The sequence below is a fragment of the Streptomyces clavuligerus genome (genome assembly GCF_005519465.1).
In the GTDB taxonomy this organism is placed as follows: domain Bacteria; phylum Actinomycetota; class Actinomycetes; order Streptomycetales; family Streptomycetaceae; genus Streptomyces; species Streptomyces clavuligerus.
On the sequence record NZ_CP027858.1, the window covers coordinates 5,687,412 to 5,708,665 of the forward strand.

Consider the following 21,254-nt stretch of genomic DNA (forward strand, 5'->3'; position numbering starts at 1 on the left):
GGGCGGTGCGCCGCCCCGCCGGGCTCGGGGCTCAGGGCGCGGTGCGACCCGCCGACCGGCGGGCCGGGGCCCGCAGGGAGAACAGGACCCCCGCGGCGGTGGCGGTGACGATCGCCGCGAGCGCGCCGAGGGTCGCGCCGTCCGGGTCGGTCAGCGGCTGGCCGCGCAGGGCCTGCCAGGTCGTCAGGGCGACGAGGGCGGCGTAGGCGGCGCCCGCGGTGAGCACCAGCCGGGGGCCCGTGTGCGCGGCGCGCAGCCGGGGCAGCCGGGCGGCGAGCAGGGTCAGCCCGAACGCGAGCAGCGGCAGCAGTTGCAGGGCGTGCAGGCCGACGAAGTGCGGTATCCGCAGATCGCCCCCGGTCGTGGACCAGCCGGTCAGCGGCATCGACGGGCCGCCGTCGGGCACACCGACGCTGTGCGCGCCGACCGTCGTCGGGTCCTCGCCCGCGCGGAGGTCCGCGCGCTGCCCGGGGGTGGAACGGGTCATCAGGAAACCGAGCGCCGCCCCGGCGAGCGCGATCAGGGCGCCGAGCCGCAGCGCCAGGGCTCCGGCGCGGTCGGCGAGCGGGGAGCGGATCAGCAGCACGGCGACGACGAGGGAGGCCGCCCACAGCACGACGATGGTGTTGCCCATCACGGTGAAGAGCGTGGAGTCGAGCGGCGTCTCGGTGTTGAAGTGGCTGCGCCTGCCCCGCACGGTCTGGGTGACGATGATCGCCATCTCGACGACGACGGCCGCGGCGACGACGGTTCCGGCCCCGTGCCCGAGCCGCCGGGCGCGCGCGGACCGGGAGAGCATCCACGCGAGCGACAGCGCGTAGATCAGGAACGAGACCGAGAACTTGAACGGTTTGAGCCAGATCGGCGCGCCGGTGAGGGTGCGGTCGTCGACGGCCAGGCCGATCGCGCAGACCGCGGTGAGGGCCGTGAGCAGGGCGGCGGTGAGGAGCAGCGGCCGGTGCCAGGTGGTCCAGCCGGAGTGGGTGGGTGCGCCGGATATTTCAGATATATCGGGTGCGTCGGATGGTGAGTGCGCGGTGGTGGGGCGGGGTGCGGATGGATGGGCAGGGCGGAGCGACATGCGAGTACCCCCGTCGATATAGATAGTGGAGATGTCCACTATCCGTTATCGGCACTATCTATGATGAGGGCGGAGAGAGCAAGTACGGAGAGGTGACGTCGCCTTGCGCATCGGCGAGTTGAGCCGCAGGACCGGGGTTCCGGTACCGACGATCAAGTACTACGTGCGGGAGGGGTTGGTGCCCGCCGGGCGGCTCACCAGCCCCAACCAGGCGGACTACGGCGAGGTGCACGAGCAGCGGCTCAGACTCATCCGGGCCCTGCTCGACGTGGGCGGGCTGAAGGTCGCGGCGGTCGCCGACGTGCTCGTCGCGGTGGACGATCCGGGGCTGCCCGAGCACAAGGTGCTGGGGGTCGCCACGGACCTGCTGGTGTCCCGGTATCCGGAGGAGGAGCCGGACGTGGCGCTGGAGGCGGCGCGGGCGCGGGTCGACGAGCTGATCGAGCGCCGCGGCTGGCGGGTGGGGGCCGCGTGCCCCGGCCGGGAGTCGCTCGCCGTCGCGCTGGCGAGCCTGGAACGGGTGGGCCACGCGGACTTCGGCGGCGCGCTCGACACCTACGCGGACGCGGCGGAGTCACTGGCGGTCGCCGACCTCGACTACGCGGTGGGCGGCGGCGACCGCGACGAACGGGTGGAACGGGCGATCGTCGGCACGGCGCTGGGCGGCGCGATGCTGGCGTCCCTGCGCCATCTCGCCCACGTCGACCGCTCGGCCCGCCTCCACGGCCACGGCCAGGCCCCGCACGCCTCCGCCGACACGGCCCCCCGGAACGGCGCCGGACCGCTGTGAGCCGACGCGGGCGCCGACGCCGGGCCTGATCCCGCGCGGAAGCGCTCCGGCCGGCACCCGCCGCCGACGATGCCCTTCGGGCCGCGCCCCGGCGGCCCCGCTGTCACGGCGGCGGGTGCGGGGTGCCCGGCCCCGGCGGGGTGACGTCGCGGGAGCGCGCCGGGAGCGGGGCCGACCCGCGCCGGGTGATGACGCTCCTGTGCCCGGCGGCGGGCGGTGCCGCCGGTTCCCGCGCCTGACTCCTGCTGCGCCCCTGTGGTGATCGACCGGCCCGGGGCGAGGGGTGAAGGGCCCGCGCCGGGTGGCGGCGGGTCGGGCCGTCGACCTGTGCCCGGCCGGGGTGTGCGGTCCTGTGGCGGCCCTACCGGGACGGGCCGGGCCGGGTGCACGGCCCCGTGGCGGCGGGCGGGACGGGCCGACTCGCGGGGGCCGGTCGGCCCGCCCGCGCCGGGTGGTGAAGGGTCCGGGCCCGGGTCGGGTGCACGGTCCCGTGGGTCCTGGCGGGATGGGCCGGTCCGGGTGGTGGCGTGCGGGTGGCGGTCCGGGGAGGGCGGGTGCCGTGTCCGGTTGGGGCGTGTGGTCCCGGGGTCGGCCGGCCAGCCGGGTCAGGTGCGACGGCCCGGGTCGGGTGCACGGTCCCGTGGGTCCTGGCGGGATGGGCCGGTCCGGGTGGTGGCGTGCGGGTGGCGGTCCGGGGGCGGCGGGTGCCGTGTCCGGCTGGGGCGCGTGCTCCCGGGGCGGTGAGCCCGGGTCGGCCGGCCAGTCGGGTCAGGTGCGACGGCCCGGGTCGAGTGCCGCGTCCGGCTGGGGTCCGTGCCCCCGGGGCGGCATGCCCCGGGCGGGTGGTGGTCGCGCGGCGGGGCCGACGAGGTCCGCGCCCGGTACGGGCGCACCGTCCCGTGGCGGTCGCCCGGGACGTCCGGTCAGGGAGGCCCGGCGCGGGGGCGGTGGGCCCCCGCCCCGGGCGGTCGTGGCCGCCGGGCAGGGGCCGCGGTGGGCGGGGGCGGGTCAGGCCGCCTGGCTCCGGGGCTGCTCCTGCTCCTGCTCGACGCGGTCGTTCCACTCGCGCTTCACCGCGCGCCACGCCTCGTCGCTCTGGCCGAGCCGCCAGTAGCCCGAGATCGACAGGTGCTCCCTCGGCACCGCGCGCTCCAGCCGCAGATGGCGGCGGAGCTCCTTCACCCAGCCGGCCTCGCCGTGGACGAAGGCGCACACCCGGCCCTCGGGGAAGTCCAGCGCGGTCACCGCCGCGACCAGGGCCTCACCGACCGGGCGCCCCGCGCGGTGGAGCCAGCGGACCGTGACGCCGTCCGGGGTGGCGATCTTCTGCTCGTCCTCGGGGCGCTCGACCTCGACCAGCGCGTGGACGACGGACCCGCCCGGCATGGCCTCCAGCGACGCGGCGATCGCGGGCAGCGCGCTCTCGTCCCCGACCAGCAGATGCCAGTCGGCCCCCGGCTCCGGGGCGTACGCGCCGCCCGGGCCGAGAATCCGTATCGTGTCGCCGACCTCGGCCCGCGCGGCCCAGGGGCCCGCGAGCCCCTCGTCCCCGTGCACCACGAAGTCGATCGTCATCTCGTGCCGTGCCGCGTCCCAGATCCGCACCGTGTAGGTGCGGTTCGCGGGCCACTGGGCGCGCGGGAACTCCGCCCGGACCCGGTCGATGTCGAACGGCTCCGGATAGCTCACCCCGGCGGGCGGGAACAGCAGCTTCACATAGTGGTCCGTGAAACCCTCCAGGGAGAACCCGGCCAGGCCCTCGCCCCCGAGGACGACCCGGACCATGTGCGGGGTCAACCGCTCGGTGTGGACCACACGCGCCTCGTAGGACGTCGGTGCCTTACGGGCCGGTCGTTCGGTCACGGCGGTCTCCCCTGGGCTCAGTAATCATGCTTAGGCAAGCCTAAGTTAACACCCCCCGGTGTGGATCTCAGCCCGGGAAGCCCGGGAAAGGGCTGGGGAAAGGCCGGGAAAGCCCGGGACATCCGGGACGGACGGGTGAAAGGCAGACAGGTGAACGGGGCAGCGGAAAAGCCTCAGCCCCGCAGGGTCGTCAACAGCCGCTGGAGCGCCCCGCCGAGCCCCCAGCGCTCGCCCAGCGCCGCCAGGGCCGCCGGGTCGCGCGGCGCGGAGGGCAGCGCCGGGTCGAAGGGCGGCAGCGGCGCGTCCGTGGCCACCCGGACCACCTTCGGCGCGACCGCCACATACCCCCGGGCCTCGTCCAGCCGCCTGCGCTGCGCCGGAGTCAGCCGGGACGCCGGATCGTCCACGGCGGCCATGATCCCGGCCAGATCGCCGAACGCGTCCAGCAGCTTCGCCGCCGTCTTCTCGCCGATGCCCGGCACCCCCGGGAGCCCGTCGCTCGGATCGCCCCGCAGCAGCGCCAGATCGGCGTAGCCGGGGCCGTCCACGCCGTACCTCTCCCGCAGCCAGCCCTCGTCGGTCGTCTGGAGCGTCCCCACGCCCTTCAGCGGATACAGCACCCGGCGCCCGCGCGCGTCGTCCACGAGCTGGAACAGATCGCGGTCCCCGGTGACGATGTCGACCGGCCCGGTGGCCCGCGCCGTCAGGGTGCCGATCACGTCGTCCGCCTCGTAGCCGTCCGCGCCGACCCGGGCGATGCCGAGCGCCTCCAGCACCTCGGCGATCACCGGCACCTGTGGCGTGAGCGTGTCCGGCGCCTCCTCCTCGTCGGGCCCCGCCTCCGTCTCGACCGCCACCCGGTGCGCCTTGTACGAGGGGATCAGCTCCACCCGCCAGTGGGGCCGCCAGTCGTTGTCCCAGCAGGCGACCAGATCGTCGGGGCGGTGGTCCTGGACCAGCCGCCCGATGAACTCCAGCAGCCCGCGCACGGCGTTGACGGGGGTGCCGTCCGGGGCCCTGACCGTGTCGGGGACCCCGAAGTAGGCCCGGAAGTAGAGGGAGGCGGTGTCGAGGAGCATCAGGCGTCGCGTCACACCCCCGATCATGCCGCACACCACCGACAGCCACCCCGGCACACCCGGACGGAACGTGAGCTGGGTCACTCTTCCGTTTGGTCCCGGCCGCCCGGGGCAGGCGCGGACCCGGAGCCGACCCCGTTGCCTGTTCAACGACTTGTCCCGGGGTGGCGCGGGCCGGTCCCGCCGGGCTCCACGGCCCGCCCGCCGGGGGTGGCGGACCGTCTCGTTCCAACGCGTGAGGTGTATGTGTCCAGGCTCCAGGCCGAACACGTCTACAAGGTGTTCGGCAGACGACCCGAGGAAGCGATCCCGAGGCTGGAAGGGGGTGCCGACCGCGAGGAACTGCGCGCAGACGGCACCACGGCGGCCGTGATCGACGCCTCCTTCACCGTCGAGCCCGGACAGATCTTCGTCGTGATGGGGCTCTCCGGCTCCGGCAAGTCCACCCTGCTGCGCATGTTGAACGGGCTGCTCGCCCCCACCGCGGGCCGGGTCCTCTTCGACGGACAGGACCTCACCTCGCTCACCCCGGCCGAGCTGCGGGCCGTCCGCTCCAGGAAGATCAGCATGGTCTTCCAGCACTTCGCGCTCTTCCCCCACCGCAGCGTGCTGGAGAACGCCGGGTACGGCCTGGAGGTGCAGGGCGTCCCCCGCCCCGAGCGCGACCGCCGCGCCGCCGAGGCCCTGGCCCTGGCCGGTCTCGCGGGCTGGGAGGACTCCTGGCCCGACGAGCTGTCCGGCGGTATGCAGCAGCGCGTGGGCCTCGCCCGCGCGCTCGCCACCGACGCCGACCTGCTGCTCATGGACGAGTCCTTCAGCGCCCTCGACCCGCTGATCCGCCGGGACATGCAGGACCAGCTCCTCCAGCTCCAGCGGACGCTCAAGAAGACGATCGTCTTCATCACCCACGACCTCAACGAGGCCATGCGGCTGGGCGACCGGATCGCCGTCATGAAGGACGGCCGGATCGTCCAGCTCGGCACCGCCGAGGACATCCTGGTGACCCCCGCGACCGACTATGTCGCCTCCTTCACCCAGGACGTCGACCGCTCCCGGGTGCTCACCGCCGGAGCGATCATGGCCGACGCCGCCGGGTCCGCGCCCGACGAGGTGCTGGCCGCCGCGCCCGCCACGGTCCGGGCCGACACCCCGATCGTCGAGCTGTTCACCCCGTGCTCCGTCAGCGGCGCGCCCGTCGCGGTCGTGGACGAGGACGACGCCCTCATCGGCATCGTCCCGCGCGCCCGGCTGCTCGCCGTCCTGGGCGAGCCCATGCCCCCCGTGGAGCCGTCCCCGCCCACCGGCGGCACCACGGACACCGGCACCACCGGCAGCACCGCCACCACCACCGGCGACGCGGTGAAGGCGGTGGCCGGCCGTGCCTAGGATTCCCCTCGGCGAGTGGGTCGACCGCACCGTCGACGCCCTCCAGATCCGTCTCGAATGGCTCTTCGACGCCATCAGCGCGGTCGTCACCGGTATGTACGACGCCGTCGACGCCGTGCTCTCCGCGCCCGAGCCGCTGCTCCTCGCGGGCATCCTCGCCGTCCTCGCCTGGTGGCTGCGCGGGCTGCTGGCCGGTGTCCTCTCCTTCGCGGGCCTCGCGCTGATCGACTCCGTCGAGCTGTGGGGGGAGGCCATGGCGACCCTCTCCCTGGTCCTGGTCTCCACCCTCTCCACGCTGGTCATCGCGGTGCCGCTGGGCGTCTGGGCCGCGCGCTCCCGCCGGGTCAGCGCGGTGGTCCGGCCGGTGCTGGACTTCATGCAGACCATGCCCGCGATGGTCTATCTGATCCCCGGGATCATCTTCTTCGGCGTCGGTGTGGTGCCGGGCATCATCGCCACGATCATCTTCGCGCTGCCGCCCGGGGTGCGCATGACCGAGCTGGGCATCCGTCAGGTGGACGGGGAGCTGGTCGAGGCCGCCGAGGCGTTCGGCACCACCCCCCGCGACACCCTGCTGCGGGTCCAGCTCCCGCTGGCCGTCCCGACCATCATGGCCGGGGTCAACCAGGTGATCATGCTGGGCCTGTCCATGGTCGTCATCGCGGGCATGGTCGGCGGCGGCGGACTCGGCGGCGCGGTCTACCGCGCGATCGGCAACGTCGACATCGGCCTCGGCTTCGAGGCCGGCGTCTCCATCGTCATCCTCGCCATGTACCTCGACCGGATCACCGGCGAGCTGGGCCGTCAGGTCTCCCCGCTGGGCCGCCGCGCCGCCGCCCGGGCCGGTGCCGCGTCCGGCGGGCGCCGGATCTGGAACCACCGCCCCCAGCCCGTGTTCGCGGTCGTCGGCGTGGTCGTCCTCGCCCTGATCGCCGGGGGCATGAGCGTCTTCGGCGAGGACCGGGGCGGCGGGAGCGCCGGCGGCTCCGGCGTCGGCGAGGGCCGGAAGGTCACCATCGGCTACATCCCCTGGGACGAGGGCATCGCCTCCACCTACCTCTGGAAGGAGGTGCTGGAGCGGCGCGGCTTCACCGTCCAGACCCAGCAGCTGGAGGCCGGGGCCCTCTACACCGGTCTCGCGGGCGGCCAGATCGACTTCCAGACCAACTCCTGGCTGCCGGTCACCCACGACCAGTACTGGAAGAAGTACGGCGACCGGCTCGAAGACCTCGGCTCCTGGTACGGCCCCACCTCGCTGGAGCTGGCCGTGCCCGCCTATGTCGACGGCGTCGACTCGCTGGCCGACCTCAAGGGCCGCTCCGGCACCTTCAAGGGCCGCATCATCGGCATCGAGCCCAGCGCCGGGATGATGCGCCTGCTCAAGGAGGAGGTCCTGCCCGCGTACGGACTGGAGGACGAGTACGAGGTCGTCGACGGCTCCACGCCCGGCATGCTGGCCGAGCTGAAGCGCGCGTACCAGAAGAAGGAGCCCGTCCTCACCACCCTCTGGTCGCCGCACTGGGCCTACAGCTCCTACCCGCTGAAGAAGCTGGGCGACCCGAAGGAGGCGTGGGGCAGCGGCGACATGGTCCACACCCTCGCCCGCAAGGGGTTCTCCTCCGACCACCCGGAGATCGGAGCCTGGCTGAAGGACTTCAAGTTGACCGAAAAGCAGCTGACCGGTCTGGAAGCCGAGATCCAGCGGGCCGGAAAGGGTGAGGAACAGACCGCCGTCCGTACCTGGCTGAAGAAGAATCCGCAGGTCGAGGACGCCATGGCACCGCTCTAGCCGACCCGGTGGCGCCCCCGGCGCCGTCACCCTCCGGAACGGGGTGGTTCTCGCCAGTGGCGGGGGCCGCCCCGTTCCGCTTCCCCTTCCGGCCCGTCCGCCGGACAATCGTATGCGCGCGGCCCGTGCCGGAAGCTGCGTATGGTGAGACAGGACCAGGAAGGGGAGCCCGGCGGATGGAAGCGAAGGACGGCAAGGACCCGAAGGAGACCGAGCGTCTTCGGGTGGGCGCCGCCGTGCGCAGGCGCAGGCGGGCGCTGGATCTCACGCTCGCCGCCGTCTCCGAGCGGAGCGGCCTGTCCGTCCCCTTCCTCAGCCAGGTGGAGAACGAACGGGCCCGGCCCAGCATGCGGTCCCTGGAACGGGTCGCCGACGCGCTGGAGACCACGGCGGCCAAGCTGATCGAGGCGTCCGACGCGGCCAGGACCGTCGCCGTCGTCCGCGCCGAGCCCCGCGCCGACGGCCTCCTCGGTGAGGAGCAGGACCCGCTGCCCCGGACCCGCCGACTGGTGCGCGGACGGCATCAGCTCGAAGCCCTGGAGTTCACCGGCGAGCACGACACCGACGGCGAGTTCCAGCACCGCAACGACGAGGTGATGTACGTCGCCGACGGCGCGGTGGAGGTCGAGGCCGAGGGCCGCGCCTACCGTCTCGGCCCCGGGGACACCCTCTTCCTCTCCGGGGGAGTGCTGCACCGCTGGCGGGCGACCGTGCCCGAGACCCGGGTCGTCGTCGTCACCGTCGCCGACCACATCGAGACACCCCCGGACGCCTGAGCGATGGCGGCGGCGCGGGCGGCGCGGGTGGTCTCGCTGGTGCCCTCGCTCACCGAGGCCGTGGCCGTGACCGCCCCCGGGCTGCTCGTCGGCGTCACCGACTGGTGCGACCACCCCCCGGACCTCGACGCCGTACGGATCGGCGGCACCAAGAACCCCGATGTCGCCGCCGTCCTCCGGCTGCGGCCCGATCTGGTGATCGCGAACGAGGAGGAGAACCGGCCCGCGGACCTCGCGGCGCTGCGCGCCGGGGGCGCCGAGGTGCTGGTGACCGAGGTGCGCGGACTCGATCAGGCCATCGCCGAGCTGGAGCGGGTCCTCGTCGGCGGCCTGGGGCTCCCCCGCCCGCGCTGGCTGGACGAGGCGGCCCGCGCCTGGGCCGCCGTGCGGCCGCCCGCGGACGGCCCGGTCGCCGCCGTGGTGCCGGTGTGGCGGCGCCCCTGGATGGTCCTCGGCCGGGACACCTTCGCCGGGGACCTGCTGGCCCGGCTGGGGGTGCGGAACGTCTGCGCGGGGCACTCCGAGCGCTACCCCCGGGTGCCCCTGGCGGAGCTTCGCGCGTCCGGTGCGGCGCTGGTGGTGCTCCCCGACGAGCCCTACCGCTTCACCGCCGACGACGGCCCCGAGTCCTTCCCCGGTCTGCCCGCGGCCCTCGTCAGCGGCCGTCATCTCACCTGGTACGGGCCCTCACTCGCCGAGGCGCCCGCCGTCCTCGGCGCCGCGCTGGCCGGTGCGTTGGGCGGCCCGCTCACGGGCGGCGGCGACCAGGGCGCGCGCCACCCGTAGGTCGTCGCCCATCTCCGGGTGCCACTGCACGCCCAGCACCCAGCCGCCGTCCAGCTCCACGGCCTCCACCGTCCCGTCCTCGGCGTGGGCGCTCACGGTCAGTCCGGGCGCGAGCACCGCCACGGCCTGGTGGTGGTAGGTGGGGACGTCGGCGGCCTCGGGGACGAGAGCGGCGTAACGGGTGCCGGGCACCGGTTTGACGGTGTGCGTCCCCAGCACGCCCACACCCCCGGTGTGGCCGTCCAGATGCTGCTGGAGGGTGCCGCCCAGGGCGACGTTGAGCAGTTGCATGCCCCGGCAGATGCCGAGCAGCGGCACCCCCTGGGCGATCGCCGCGTGGATGAGCGCGCTCTCCCAGGTGTCCCGCTCCCGCGCGGGCGGCCCGGTACGGGGGTCCGGCGCGGCCCCGTACCGGACGGGGTCCACGTCCGCGCCGCCCGCGATCACCAGGGCGTCCAGCCGGGACACGGTCTGGGCGGCGTACTCGGCCGCGTCGGGCGGCAGCAGGAAGGCCGCGGCCCCGGCCCGCTGGACGTGGGTGTGATAGGCGGCGGGCAGCAGCGCGGCGCCCATGGACCACACACCCCAGGAGGCGTGGTCGAGATAGGTCGAGATACCGATCAGCGGCTTCATGGTCACTTCCGTTCGAGTTCGGCCTCGGCCGCGGCGAGCGCCGCGAACTCCTCCTCGGGTGCCTGCGCGACCAGGCGGAACCGACTGTAGGTGGCGAAGTAGACGATCGCGACGGCGTACACGGCCAGCGCGATCAGGGCCGCCTGACGGTCCACCAGGAAGGTCGCCACGAGCGCGGCGAGGGCGAGGACCAGGGCGACGGCGGACGTGGCCGCGCCGCCGGGGGTGCGGTAGGGGCGGTGCAGTCCGGGTTCGCGGCGGCGCAGCACCAGATGGGAGAGGGCCATCAGGGCGTAGCTGATGGTCGCGCCGAAGACGGCGATGTTGAGCATGCGCGGACCGTCGCCGGTGGACGCGGCGAGGGCGAAGCCGATGGCGCCGGGGATCAGCAGCCCGAGGTAGGGCGATCTGCGGCTGCTGGTGAGGGAGAGGAAACGGGGCAGGTATCCGGCCCGGGAGAGGGCGAAGAGCTGGCGGGAGCCCGCGTAGATGAGGGAGAAGAAGGACGCGACGAGTCCGGCGAGGCCCGCGTAGTTGACGATCCGGCTCAGCGCGGTGGGCTCCCCGTCCGGCTGGAGCGCCTGGACGAGCGGGTCGCCGACGTCCTTGAGCGCGGCGGACCCGGCGGCGCCGGTCGCGGCGAGGAAGGTGATCAGGGCCAGCAGCGCGAGGATGCCGAGGGAGACGGCGAGCGCCCGGGGCAGGGAGCGGACGGGGTCCTTGGCCTCCTCGGCGGCGAGGGGGACGCCCTCGACCCCGAGGAAGAACCACATGCCGAAGGGGAACGCGGCCCAGATGCCGAGGAGTCCGTACGGCAGCCAGGAGCCGGAGCCGAAGGCGTCGGGGTCGGCGGGGATGTCGTTCAGCCGTCCCGCGTCGAACTCGGTGAACGCGCCGACGGCGAAGACCAGCAGCGCGGCGACGGCGATCACGGTGACGACCAGGCTGAAGCGCAGGGCCTCGCCGACGCCCCAGAGGTGGATGCCGATGAAGACGGCGAAGCAGGCGAGGTAGACGGGCCAGCCGGACTCCAGGCCGAACAGGCCGAGGGACTCGACGTAGTCGCCGATGAAGATGGAGATCGCGGCGGGCGCGAGGATGTACTCGATGAGGATCGCGGTGCCGGTGAGGAAGCCGCCGAGGGGGCCCAGCGCCCGGCGGGCGAAGCCGTAGCCGCCGCCCGCGGTGGGCAGGATCGCCGACAGCTCGGCGAGGGCGAAGACCAGACAGGCGTACATCACGCCCATGAGGAGGGTGGCGATCGCCAGACCGCCGAAGCCCCCTTTGGCCAGGCCGGTGTTCCAGCCGGAGAAGTCGCCGGAGACGACGTAGGCGACGCCGAGTCCGGTGAGGAGCAGCCAGCCGGCGCTGCCGCGGCGCAGCGCGCGCCGCTGGAGGTAGTCGTCGCCGGGGTGCCGCGAGGGCGACGGCGACAGCGATGACGGTGCCGGGTCCGGGGACGGGGCAGGCGGCGGGGAGGTGGTTCCTTCGGCCATGGGGCACTCCTGGCGTTCAAAGGTATAGGCGGACACCTTTGCGGCAGGAGCCGGTCCGGCGCAAGCCCCGGGGCACATCCGTCGTCCACCGCCGGGCCTGCGCGGACACGGGGACGGGGCGGGTCCCGGCGCGCGGGCGCCGCCCGGGGCCGGGTGCGGCGGCGGGGTGCGGCGCCGGGGCGGCATCCGGCCAGAGGCGCGGGGCGTGGTGCCGGGGCGGGTGGCACGGTTGCGCCGTCGGGCCGTGTGCCGGTGCGGCAGGGGCGCGGGGGCGGTCCCGCCGCCGGGGCGGGGGCGCGCCCCGTCAGGACAGAAAGCCGCGCAGCAGCGCCGCCGTGCCCTCGCAGTGCTCGCGCATGACCTCGCGGGCGCCGTCCGCGTCCCCGTCCAGGATCGCCTCGGCGAGCGCGGTGTGCTGCCGCTGCGAGTGCTCCAGATTGCGCACCAGCAGCGGGATGCAGTCCAGCAGATCGTTCAGGGTCGCGCGGACGGCCGCGTACCCGGCGGCGAGGCTCGGGGACCCCGACAGCTCGGCCAGGGTGAGGTGGAAGAGGGTGTCCTGGCGGCGGTAGCCGTCGAGCGGCGCGTCGTGGGTGGCCGCCAGCGCGGCCCGCAGCCGGTCGGCGTCCGCGCCGGTCAGACGGCGTCCGGCGGCCAGCCCCGCGGCCCCCGTCTCCAGGACCTCACGGAACCGGAGGGTGTCCTCCACATCGACGTCCGCGAGCCGCCGCCGCAGCTCCGCCCCGTCGGGGCGGACGGGGCGGGGCAGGACGAAGGTGCCGCCGTAGCGGCCCCGGCGGCTCTCCACGAGCCCCTGGTCGGCCAGGACTTTGAGCACCTCCCGCAGCGTGACCCGGCTTATCCCCATCCGCTCGGCGAGTTCCCGCTCGGCGGGCAGCCGTTCGCCGCCGGGCACCAGCCCGAGCCGGAGGAGCTGGAGGATCTGCTCCAGCGCCTCCTCGAAGCCGTTGCCCGCGCGCACGGGGCGCAGCACGGGGGCGAGCCGGTCGCCGGCGGCCGGCGCGGCGGTGCCCGCCGGACCGGTGACCGTCGGATCGGTGGTGCCCGCCGGACCGGTGACCGTCCGGTCGGCGCCCGGTGCGCCCGTGCCCGTCCGGCCGCCCACCGGCCCGGCACCCGCCGGATGATCATCCGTTGTCGCCACGTCGCAGTTCCCTCTTCCCAAGCAATGGTCTTCAGCAATACCTTATGGCTTCCGGCTGACCCAAGGAGGCACAACCCCGTGGCAGACCGCACACCCCCGCTCCCGGTCGAGGAGCTGCGTGCCCTCGTCGAGAGCGGCGAGATCGACACCGTGGTGCTCGCCTTCCCCGACATGCAGGGACGGCTCCAGGGCAAGCGGTTCGCCGCCCGGTTCTTCCTGGACGAGGTCCTGGAGCACGGCACCGAGGGCTGCAACTACCTCCTCGCCGTGGACACCGAGATGAACACCGTCGACGGCTACGCCATGGCCTCCTGGGACCGCGGCTACGGCGACTTCGCGATGCGGCCCGACCTCGCCACCCTGCGCCGGGTCCCCTGGCACGAGGGCACCGCCTTCCTCCTCGCCGACCTCGCCTGGGAGGACGGCGGACCGGTCCGCGCCGCGCCCCGGCAGATCCTGCTGCGGCAGCTCGAACGGCTGGCCGAGCACGGGCTGACCGCCCGCGTCGGCACCGAGCTGGAGTTCATCGTCTTCAAGGACACCTACGAACAGGCGTGGGACCGCGGCTACCAGGGACTGACCCCGGCCAACCAGTACAACATCGACTACTCCGTCCTCGGCACCGGCCGCATCGAGCCCCTGCTGCGCCGCATCCGCAACGAGATGGCCGCCGCCGGGCTGACCGTCGAGTCCGCCAAGGGCGAGTGCAACCCGGGCCAGCACGAGATCGTCTTCCGCTACGACGACGCCCTCGTCACCTGCGACCAGCACGCCCTCTACAAGACCGGGGCCAAGGAGATCGCCTCCCAGGAGGGCGTCTCCCTCACCTTCATGGCCAAGTACAACGAGCGCGAGGGCAACTCCTGCCACATCCATCTCTCCCTCGCGCACACGGGCGGCGCGAGCGCCATGGCCGGGGAGGGGCCCGGCGGCATGTCCCCCCTGATGCGGCACTTCCTCGCCGGACAGCTCGCCGCGCTGCGGGAGTTCTCCCTGCTGTACGCGCCCAACATCAACTCGTACAAGCGGTTCCAGCCCGGGACCTTCGCGCCCACGGCGGTCGCCTGGGGGTACGACAACCGCACCTGCTCCCTGCGGGTCGTCGGCCGCGGGCCCTCGCTGCGCTTCGAGAACCGGCTCCCCGGCGGCGACGTCAACCCCTACCTGGCCGTCGCCGGAATGATCGCCGCCGGGCTGCACGGCGTGGAGCAGCGGCTCGAACTGCCCGAGGAGTGCGCGGGGAACGCGTACACCACGGAGTGCGCGCAGGTCCCCACCACCCTGCGCGAGGCCGCCGAGCTGTGGGACAACAGCACCCTGGCCAAGGCCGCCTTCGGCAGTGAGGTCGTGGCCCACTACAGCAACATGGCCCGGGTCGAGCTGGCCGCCTTCGACGCCGCCGTGACCGACTGGGAGCTGCGCCGCTCCTTCGAACGACTGTGACGTCCGTGACGCCCGTGACGAACGAGCCGACCGATCCGACCACGACGACCGATCCGACCACGACGACCGAGATGACCGAGGCGAACGTGACCAGTGCGAGGACTGAGAGGGACGACGACGTGTCCGTGCCAGGGACCACGACCGGCCCGAGCGCCCACGAGGTGCTCAACCCGGCGACCGGCGAGGTCGTCGCGACCGTACCCGCGACCACCCCCGAGGAGGTCGACGCCGCCGTCGGCCGCGCCGCGCGGGCCCAGCGCGCGTGGGCGGCCCTCGCCCCCGCCGACCGGGCCCGGCTGCTGCGCCGCTTCGCCGCCGCCGTCGACGCGCGGGCCGAGGAACTGGCCCTGCTGGAGGTCACGGAGGCCGGACACACCATCGGCACCGCCCGCTGGGAGGCCGCCAACGTCCGCGACGTCCTCGACTTCAGCGCCGGGGGAGTGGAACGCCTCAGCGGACGGCAGATCCCCGTACCCGGCGGCCTGGACATCACCCTCCTGGAGCCGCTGGGCGTCGTCGGGGTGATCGCGCCCTGGAACTACCCCATGCCCATCGCCGCCTGGGCCACCGCCCCCGCCCTCGCCGCCGGGAACGCGGTCCTCCTCAAGCCCGCCGAGACCACCCCGCTGACCGCGCTCCGCCTCGCGGAGATCGCCCTGGAGGCGGGCCTGCCGCAGGGCCTCTTCCAGGTGCTCCCCGGCGCGGGCGACGTCACCGGCACCGCCCTCGTCGACCACCCCGGCGTCGCGAAGATCGTCTTCACCGGCTCCACCCGGGTCGGCAAGGAGATCATGGCCCGGTGCGCCACACAGGTGAAGCGGGTCACCCTGGAACTCGGCGGCAAGAGCCCCAACATCGTCTTCGCCGACGCCGACCTCGAAGCCGCCGCCGCGGCCGCGCCCATGTCGTTCCTCGACAACAGCGGACAGGACTGCTGCTCCCGCACCCGCATCCTGGTGCAGCGCTCCGTGTACGACCGCTTCCTCGAACTGCTCGCCCCCGCCGTCGAGTCCGTCGTCGTCGGCGACCCGCTCGACGAGAACACCCAGATGGGCCCGCTGATCTCACAGCGCCAGCTCGACCTGGTCCGCTCCTACGCCGGAGCCGGGCTGCCCGGCATCCGGGGCACCGCGCCCACCGGGCCCGGCTTCTGGTTCCCGCCGACCGTGCTCACCGGCCTCGCGCCCGACGCCCCGGCGGTCCGCGAGGAGATCTTCGGACCGGTCGCCGCCGTCCTGCCGTTCGAGGACGAGGAGGACGCCGTCCGCCTGGCCAACGCCACCGAGTACGGGCTCTCCGGCTCCCTGTGGACCCGTGACATCGGCCGCGCCATCCGCGTCTCCCGCGCCGTCCAGGCCGGGAACCTCTCCGTCAACTCCCACAGCAGCGTCCGCTACTGGACGCCGTTCGGCGGCTTCAAGCAGTCCGGCCTCGGCCGGGAGCTGGGCCCCGACGCGCTCGCCGCATTCACCGAGACCAAGAACGTCTTCTTCAGCACGGAGGCATGACCACCCATGACCGAGACCCCTGTCTGCCGCCGCCTGGTGGGCCGCACCGCCGTCGTCACCGGCGCCGGAAGCGGCATCGGACTCGCCACCGCCCGCAGGCTCGCCTCCGAAGGGGCGAACGTCGTCTGCGGCGACATCGACGAGACCGCGGGCAAGGCCGCCGCCGAAGCCGTCGGCGGGACCTTCGTCCGCGTCGACGTCACCGACGCCGAGCAGGTCGAGGCGCTCTTCAGAACCGCCTACGACACCTATGGCTCCGTGGACATCGCGTTCAACAACGCGGGCATCTCCCCGCCCGACGACGACTCCATCCTCACCACCGGACTCGACGCCTGGAAGCGCGTCCAGGACGTCAACCTCACCTCCGTCTACCTCTGCTGCAAGGCCGCCATCCCCTACATGCAGCGCCAGGGCCGCGGCTCCATCATCAACACCGCCTCCTTCGTGGCCATCATGGGCGCCGCGACCTCGCAGATCTCCTACACCGCGTCCAAGGGCGGCGTGCTCGCCATGTCCCGCGAGCTGGGCGTGCAGTTCGCCCGCGAGGGCATCCGCGTCAACGCGCTGTGCCCGGGGCCCGTCAACACCCCGCTGCTCCAGGAGCTGTTCGCCAAGGACCCCGAGCGGGCCGCCCGCAGGCTGGTGCACATCCCCGTGGGCCGGTTCGCCGAGGCCGAGGAGATCGCGGCGGCCGTCGCCTTCCTCGCCAGTGACGACGCGTCGTTCGTGAACGCGACCGACTTCCTCGTGGACGGCGGTATCGCCGGGGCGTACGTCACCCCGCTGTAGCCGGTGCCGGACACCGGGCGGGGGCCCACCCGCGCACCCGTGCGCCGGTGGGCCGGTTCACCGGTTCACCGGTTCACCGGTTCACAGGAAGGTGTGCCCCTCGCCCCGGTACGTCGGGACCGCGGCCGTCACCCGGTCCCCGTCGATCAGATGCAGCGCCGCGAACCGCTCGCACAGCTCACCGGCCTTGGCGTGCCGGAACCACACCTTGTCCCCGATCAGCAGATCGTCCGCCGCCGACCCCAGCAGCGGGGTCTGCACCTCGCCCGCGCCCTCCCGGGCCTCATAGCGCAGCCCCTCGGGCAGATACGGCACCGGCGCCCGGTCGGCGCCCGTCACCCCCGACGCCGGATAGCCGCCGCCGAGCACCGTCACCACGCCCACCCCCGGGCGGCGCACCACCGGCTGCGCGAAGAGTGCCGCCGGACGCCCGGTGAACGAGGTGAAGCCGTCGAACAGCCGGGGCTGGAAGAGCCCCGAGCCCGCCGCCACCTCGGTCACCGCCGCCTCCGCCGCCGTGTACTGCACACTGCCGGTGCCGCCGCCGTTGACGAACTCCAGCTCCGGGGCGACCGCGCGGACCGCGCGCACCGCCCGGTCCCGGCGCGCCGCCAACTCCGCCCGGGAGACCCGCTGGAAGGCCCGGACCGCCCGGGACAGCAGCGGCGCGCCCGGGGCCCGGTCGGGGACCCCCGCGATGTGCGCCTCGTACGCCATGATCCCCACCAGCCGGAACCCGGGCCTGCGCACCACCGAACGGGCCAGCTCGGCCAGATGCTCCGGGGCCGCCAGCGGGGACCTGCGCGCCCCCACCCGTATCCGCCCGCCGAGCAGCCGGAACGCGGTGTCCAGCTCCAGACAGACCCGGACCTCCTCCCGGCCGCCCGACCGCGCCGCGTCGATCAGATCGAGCTGCGCCACGTCGTCCACCATCACGGTCACCGCCGCCGCCGACCGGGGGTCGCCCGTCAGCTCCGCGAACGCCGCCCGGTCGGCGGAGGGGTACGCCAGCAGGACGTCCCCGAACCCGGACCGGGCCAGCCACACCGCCTCGGGCAGGGTGAACGCCATCACCCCCGCGAACCCGTCCTTCTCCAGCACCCGTTCGAGCAGTGCCCGGCAGCGCACCGACTTGCTGGCGACCCGGACCGGCTTGCCGCCCGCACGCCGGACGAGATCGTCCGCGTTGGCGTCGAAGGCGTCCAGATCCACCACGGCGAGCGGAGCGTCGAGATGCGCGGTGGCCCGGTCGTAACGGGCCCGGTCGGCTGCTCGGGGCGTCATGGGCCGAGCGTGCCAGAAGCCCCTACCGGACGGTAGGGGAAGTACGGGGGGATCTACGGGGCAGATCACCACGGAGCCGGGTCCGTGGTCCCTCCGTGAGCGGCGGAGCCCGTAAAGTGACGACGCAGGCGATGAGCGGACCGGCACGCCCGGCAGGGGCCACCGCCGGTGCGGGCGGTGGAGAGACGGGGGCGGGCATGAGCACGGACACACCACGCCCTCCGCACCCCGGCGCCATACGCCCCCCGGGCGCCGCGATACCCCCCACCGCCGCCCGGGACACCACCGGGATACGCCCGGGTACGGCGGCCCGTCCCTCCCCCGGGACTCCACCGGCGGCCGGGCCCGCTCCCGCGCGTCCGCCGTCCGCACGGCCCCCGCGTGCGGGCCGCCCGTCCGCCGGTGACGCTCCCGCGGACGGGTCTGTCGTATCGCCGCCGGGGGCGGAGGTGCCGTCCGCCGGCGGTGGCGGCCACGGGGCGCGGGGCGCGCAGACCACGGGGATACGGTCCGGCGACGGTTCGCCGTACGGGCTCTTCCCGGGTGCGGATGACGTTTCGTCGGGTCCGGGCCCGGTGGGTTCCGGGGATGTCGTGGTCCGTCCGTCGTACGGGGTCGTACCGGTGGCCGGGGCCGGGGTGCCGTCGTCCGCCGGTGACGCTCCGGTCGGCTCGGGGCCGCGGGCGGACGGGTCGGCCGCTCCGGGCGCGTACCCCGCAGGGATACGGTCCGGTGACGGTTCGCCGTACGGGTTGTCCCCGGCTGCGGGTGGTGCCCGGTCGGGTTCCGGGGTGTTGCCGTCCGCCGGTGGTGTTCGTGCGGACGGGTCTGTCGTACCGCCGCGGGAGGTGGGGATGCCGTTCGACGGTGGTGGCGGCCACGGTGCGCAGACCACCGGGATACGGCCCGCCGTGGCTTCCCCGGTGGGTCCGGGGCCGTCGGCTGGTGCGGAGCGGGCCCGTGGCGGGCCGGGCGGAGAGGTGCCGGTACGCGCGTCCCGTGCCGGGCGCGACGGGGAGCCGCCGCGCCCGGCCCACGGCGGCGCGGGACTGCCGTCGTCCGGCGGGGCGGCGCGGGTGCGGCGGCCCCTGGCGGGGCCGCTGCCCGACGAGGCGGGTGTCCGGCGCGCGGGGGGCATTCCGCCGCAGCGCCCCCCGGCAGCCCCCGGACCCGCCGGGCGTTCCCGCGCGGAGGACGGGACGTACCGCCGGCCGCTGCCCGCACGGCCCGGCGCGGGGCCGCTGCCCGCCGAGGAGGACCGCCGGGCGCGCCCGGCGGGGGGAACACCGCGGTGGGCCACGGGGGAGTGGTCGTACGGGAACGCGGTCCGCGCGGTGCCGCAGCACCGGCGTTCGCCCCGGCGGACCCTCGCCGCCGCCGTCTGCGGTCTGCTCGGCCTCGGCCTCATCGGCGCCGCCGTCACCGGGCCCAGGCTCACCGGCGACTCCAGCGCCGACAGCCCCGAGGAGTCCGCCTACGCGACGGCGCGCACCCTGTGGCACAGCGCACCGGTGGACACGCTCTTCCCCCGCACCCTCCACGGCGGCGGCGCGGGCCCCGGGCGCGCCGACCGCGTCTGGACCCGGGTCGCGGTCGCGCCGGACGCGGACTGCGTCTCCCAGCTCCCGCCCGCGCTGCTGACCGCGCTCCGGCCGACGGGCTGCTCCCGGGTGCTGCGGGCGACCTACACCGACGCCACCGCCAGCCATGTGACCACCGTCGGCCTGGTCTTCACCGAGGGGGACGCGACCGCCATGCGCGCCCTGGCGGCCCGGTTCGAACGGGACGACCTGGCCCGTGACGTGGAGCTGCTGCCCCGTACCCTGCCCGCGCCCGGCACCGTCGCCGAGCGGTTCGGCCGGGACCAGCGGGCGAGCTGGACCGTCGAGGCGCTCACCGAGGCGCCCGTCGTCGTCCAGGCGGTCTCCGGGTTCGCCGACGGCCGCCCCGTCGCACAGCCGCAGCCCGCCAGCGACGCCCGCGCCCGGGGCGCGCGGACCGCACCCGCGCAGGCCGGGCTCGGGCACGAGGCCCAGGGCCTCGCGGACGCCGTCACCCGCGCCCTTCGGACAGCACTGCGCACCGCGGCGGCCGGGAACGAGGGGACACGATGACCGCCCAGCCGCCCCCCCGACGGCCCCACCGGCCGCGCACCGGCCGCGCCGTCACCGGCGCCACCCGGGTCGCCGCGCTGCTCACCACCACCGTGCTCGCCCTGCTGCCCGCCGTGCCCGCGCACGCCGACGGCAGCGGCATACGGCCCCAGCAGTGGGGCCTCGACGCGCTGAACACCGAGGAGGCATGGCGGACCACCCGGGGCGCGGGCGTCACCGTCGCCGTGCTCGACACCGGCGTCGACGACCGGCACCCCGACCTCGTGGGCAACGTCCTGCCCGGCAAGGACTTCATCGGCTTCGGCGCGCACCGGGGCGACCGCCCCTGGGCCCGGCACGGCACCGCCATGGCCGGGATCATCGCGGCGCACGGACACGGCCCCGGAGCGGCCGACGGCGTCATGGGCATCGCCCCCGAGGCCAGAATCCTGCCCGTGCGGGTGATCCTCGAAAGCGGTGACACGGCCCGGGAGAAGGCCCGCGGCACCCGGGGCTCCGCCCTCGCCGAGGGCATCCGCTGGGCGGCGGACCGGGGCGCGGACGTCATCAATCTCTCCCTCGGCGACGACAGCGAGTCGGCGCACGCGGAGGCCGGGGAGGACGCCGCGGTGCAGTACGCGCTCGCCAAGGGCGCGGTGGTCGTCGCGTCGGCGGGCAACGGCGGGGAGAAGGGCGACCGGATCTCCTATCCGGCCGCCTACCCGGGGGTGATCGCCGTGACGGCGGTCGACCGCTTCGGCGGCCGGGCCCCCTTCTCCACCCAGCGCTGGTACGCCACGGTCAACGCGCCCGGCGTCGACGTGATCATCCCGGACCCGGACGGCAAGTACTACCAGGGCTGGGGCACCAGCGCCGCCGCCGCCTTCGTCTCCGGGGCCGTGGCGCTGATCCGTTCCGCGTATCCGGAGCTGACCCCGGCCCAGGTGAAGTCGGTGCTCACCCGGACGGCCCGGGACAGCCCCGCGGGCGGGCGGGACGACGCCAGGGGATACGGGACGGTCGACCCGGCGGCGGCGCTCGCCGAGGCGGCGCGGACCCGCCCGGCGGACCCCCGCAGGGCCACGGCGGGCTACGACCGGCGGTACTTCGGCCCCGGGCCGGAGCCCCGGCGGCCCGACGCCGAACCGGCCCGCTGGCTCGCCCCGGCCGGCGGCGTCGCGGGCGCGCTGGCCCTGGCGGCGGCCGTCCTCCTCCGGCGCACCCCCCGCACGGCCCCGGCGGAACACTGACGGGCACCCGGTCGCACGCGGCGCCCGGCCCACCGGGCCCGGC

The 21,254-nt window shown here is 74.9% G+C and carries 17 protein-coding genes; 10 read left to right on the forward strand and 7 right to left on the reverse strand.

Going from position 1 to position 21,254, the window contains the following annotated elements:
• Positions 1-31: 31 nt before the first annotated feature.
• The gene (locus CRV15_RS24005) at positions 32-1,081 is read right to left on the reverse strand and encodes a hypothetical protein (RefSeq protein WP_003959841.1); all 1,050 of its coding nucleotides are present in this window, start codon (positions 1,079-1,081) and stop codon (positions 32-34) included.
• A gap of 103 nt (positions 1,082-1,184) precedes the next feature.
• Here CRV15_RS24005 and CRV15_RS24010 point away from each other — a divergent pair, with 103 nt between their 5' ends.
• Positions 1,185-1,871 (forward strand): MerR family transcriptional regulator, encoded by a 687-nt coding sequence (locus tag CRV15_RS24010; RefSeq protein ID WP_003959840.1) that lies wholly within the window; start codon positions 1,185-1,187, stop codon positions 1,869-1,871.
• A gap of 1,008 nt (positions 1,872-2,879) precedes the next feature.
• Here CRV15_RS24010 and CRV15_RS24015 read toward each other — a convergent pair.
• Together CRV15_RS24015 and CRV15_RS24020 are read right to left on the reverse strand one after the other, a co-directional pair.
• Positions 2,880-3,734: a siderophore-interacting protein gene (locus CRV15_RS24015; protein WP_003957997.1), complete on the reverse strand. Its 855-nt coding sequence runs from the start codon at positions 3,732-3,734 to the stop codon at positions 2,880-2,882.
• Between the two features lie 173 nt (positions 3,735-3,907).
• A complete protein-coding gene (locus CRV15_RS24020; protein ID WP_003957996.1) occupies positions 3,908-4,813 on the reverse strand; it encodes a 5'-3' exonuclease in 906 nt (301 codons plus the stop codon).
• Positions 4,814-5,059: 246 nt separating this feature from the next.
• On the opposite strand from CRV15_RS24020, the gene CRV15_RS24025 reads away from it, so the two are divergent.
• The 4 genes from CRV15_RS24025 (at position 5,060) to CRV15_RS24040 (ending at position 9,550) form a co-directional block, all read left to right on the forward strand.
• Complete coding sequence (locus tag CRV15_RS24025; protein WP_003957995.1) at positions 5,060-6,199, forward strand: quaternary amine ABC transporter ATP-binding protein; 1,140 nt, start codon at positions 5,060-5,062, stop codon at positions 6,197-6,199.
• Complete coding sequence (locus CRV15_RS24030) at positions 6,192-7,988, forward strand: ABC transporter permease/substrate binding protein (protein ID WP_003957994.1); 1,797 nt, start codon at positions 6,192-6,194, stop codon at positions 7,986-7,988. The genes CRV15_RS24025 and CRV15_RS24030 overlap by 8 nt, the downstream gene beginning before the upstream one ends.
• A gap of 176 nt (positions 7,989-8,164) precedes the next feature.
• Positions 8,165-8,764, forward strand: a complete 600-nt coding sequence (locus CRV15_RS24035) for a helix-turn-helix domain-containing protein (RefSeq protein WP_003959837.1) — start codon at positions 8,165-8,167, stop codon at positions 8,762-8,764.
• A gap of 3 nt (positions 8,765-8,767) precedes the next feature.
• Positions 8,768-9,550, forward strand: coding sequence for a helical backbone metal receptor (locus tag CRV15_RS24040; RefSeq protein ID WP_003959836.1), 783 nt, complete (start codon positions 8,768-8,770; stop codon positions 9,548-9,550).
• Here CRV15_RS24040 and CRV15_RS24045 read toward each other — a convergent pair.
• From CRV15_RS24045 to CRV15_RS24055, 3 genes are all read right to left on the reverse strand, one after another.
• The gene (locus CRV15_RS24045) at positions 9,452-10,189 is read right to left on the reverse strand and encodes a gamma-glutamyl-gamma-aminobutyrate hydrolase family protein (protein WP_003957991.1); all 738 of its coding nucleotides are present in this window, start codon (positions 10,187-10,189) and stop codon (positions 9,452-9,454) included. The two genes, CRV15_RS24040 and CRV15_RS24045, sit on opposite strands and share 99 nt — an antisense overlap.
• Positions 10,186-11,679, reverse strand: coding sequence for an ethanolamine permease (eat, locus tag CRV15_RS24050; RefSeq protein ID WP_003959834.1), 1,494 nt, complete (start codon positions 11,677-11,679; stop codon positions 10,186-10,188). The genes CRV15_RS24045 and eat overlap by 4 nt, the downstream gene beginning before the upstream one ends.
• A gap of 304 nt (positions 11,680-11,983) precedes the next feature.
• Positions 11,984-12,844 carry a FadR/GntR family transcriptional regulator gene (locus tag CRV15_RS24055; protein ID WP_003959833.1) on the reverse strand — a complete coding sequence of 287 codons (861 nt, stop codon included), beginning with the start codon at positions 12,842-12,844 and terminating at the stop codon, positions 11,984-11,986.
• A 78-nt stretch (positions 12,845-12,922) separates the two neighbouring features.
• On the opposite strand from CRV15_RS24055, the gene CRV15_RS24060 reads away from it, so the two are divergent.
• Genes CRV15_RS24060 through CRV15_RS24070 form a run of 3 tightly spaced genes read left to right on the forward strand, consistent with a single transcriptional unit; the run spans position 12,923 to position 16,584 of the window.
• Positions 12,923-14,287, forward strand: coding sequence for a glutamine synthetase family protein (locus tag CRV15_RS24060; protein ID WP_009995589.1), 1,365 nt, complete (start codon positions 12,923-12,925; stop codon positions 14,285-14,287).
• The gene (locus CRV15_RS24065) at positions 14,284-15,795 is read left to right on the forward strand and encodes an aldehyde dehydrogenase family protein (protein ID WP_003959831.1); all 1,512 of its coding nucleotides are present in this window, start codon (positions 14,284-14,286) and stop codon (positions 15,793-15,795) included. The genes CRV15_RS24060 and CRV15_RS24065 overlap by 4 nt, the downstream gene beginning before the upstream one ends.
• Before the next feature lie 6 nt (positions 15,796-15,801).
• Complete coding sequence (locus CRV15_RS24070; protein WP_003959830.1) at positions 15,802-16,584, forward strand: 3-oxoacyl-ACP reductase; 783 nt, start codon at positions 15,802-15,804, stop codon at positions 16,582-16,584.
• Between the two features lie 81 nt (positions 16,585-16,665).
• Here CRV15_RS24070 and CRV15_RS24075 read toward each other — a convergent pair whose 3' ends face one another.
• Positions 16,666-17,868: an alanine racemase gene (locus tag CRV15_RS24075; RefSeq protein ID WP_003959829.1), complete on the reverse strand. Its 1,203-nt coding sequence runs from the start codon at positions 17,866-17,868 to the stop codon at positions 16,666-16,668.
• Between the two features lie 980 nt (positions 17,869-18,848).
• Here CRV15_RS24075 and CRV15_RS24080 point away from each other — a divergent pair.
• Both CRV15_RS24080 and mycP read left to right on the forward strand, forming a co-directional pair.
• Complete coding sequence (locus CRV15_RS24080) at positions 18,849-19,982, forward strand: hypothetical protein (RefSeq protein WP_009995586.1); 1,134 nt, start codon at positions 18,849-18,851, stop codon at positions 19,980-19,982.
• Entirely contained in the window at positions 19,979-21,211 is a 1,233-nt protein-coding gene (gene mycP / locus CRV15_RS24085; RefSeq protein WP_003959827.1) for a type VII secretion-associated serine protease mycosin, read from the forward strand. The genes CRV15_RS24080 and mycP overlap by 4 nt, the downstream gene beginning before the upstream one ends.
• Positions 21,212-21,254 lie beyond the last annotated feature (43 nt).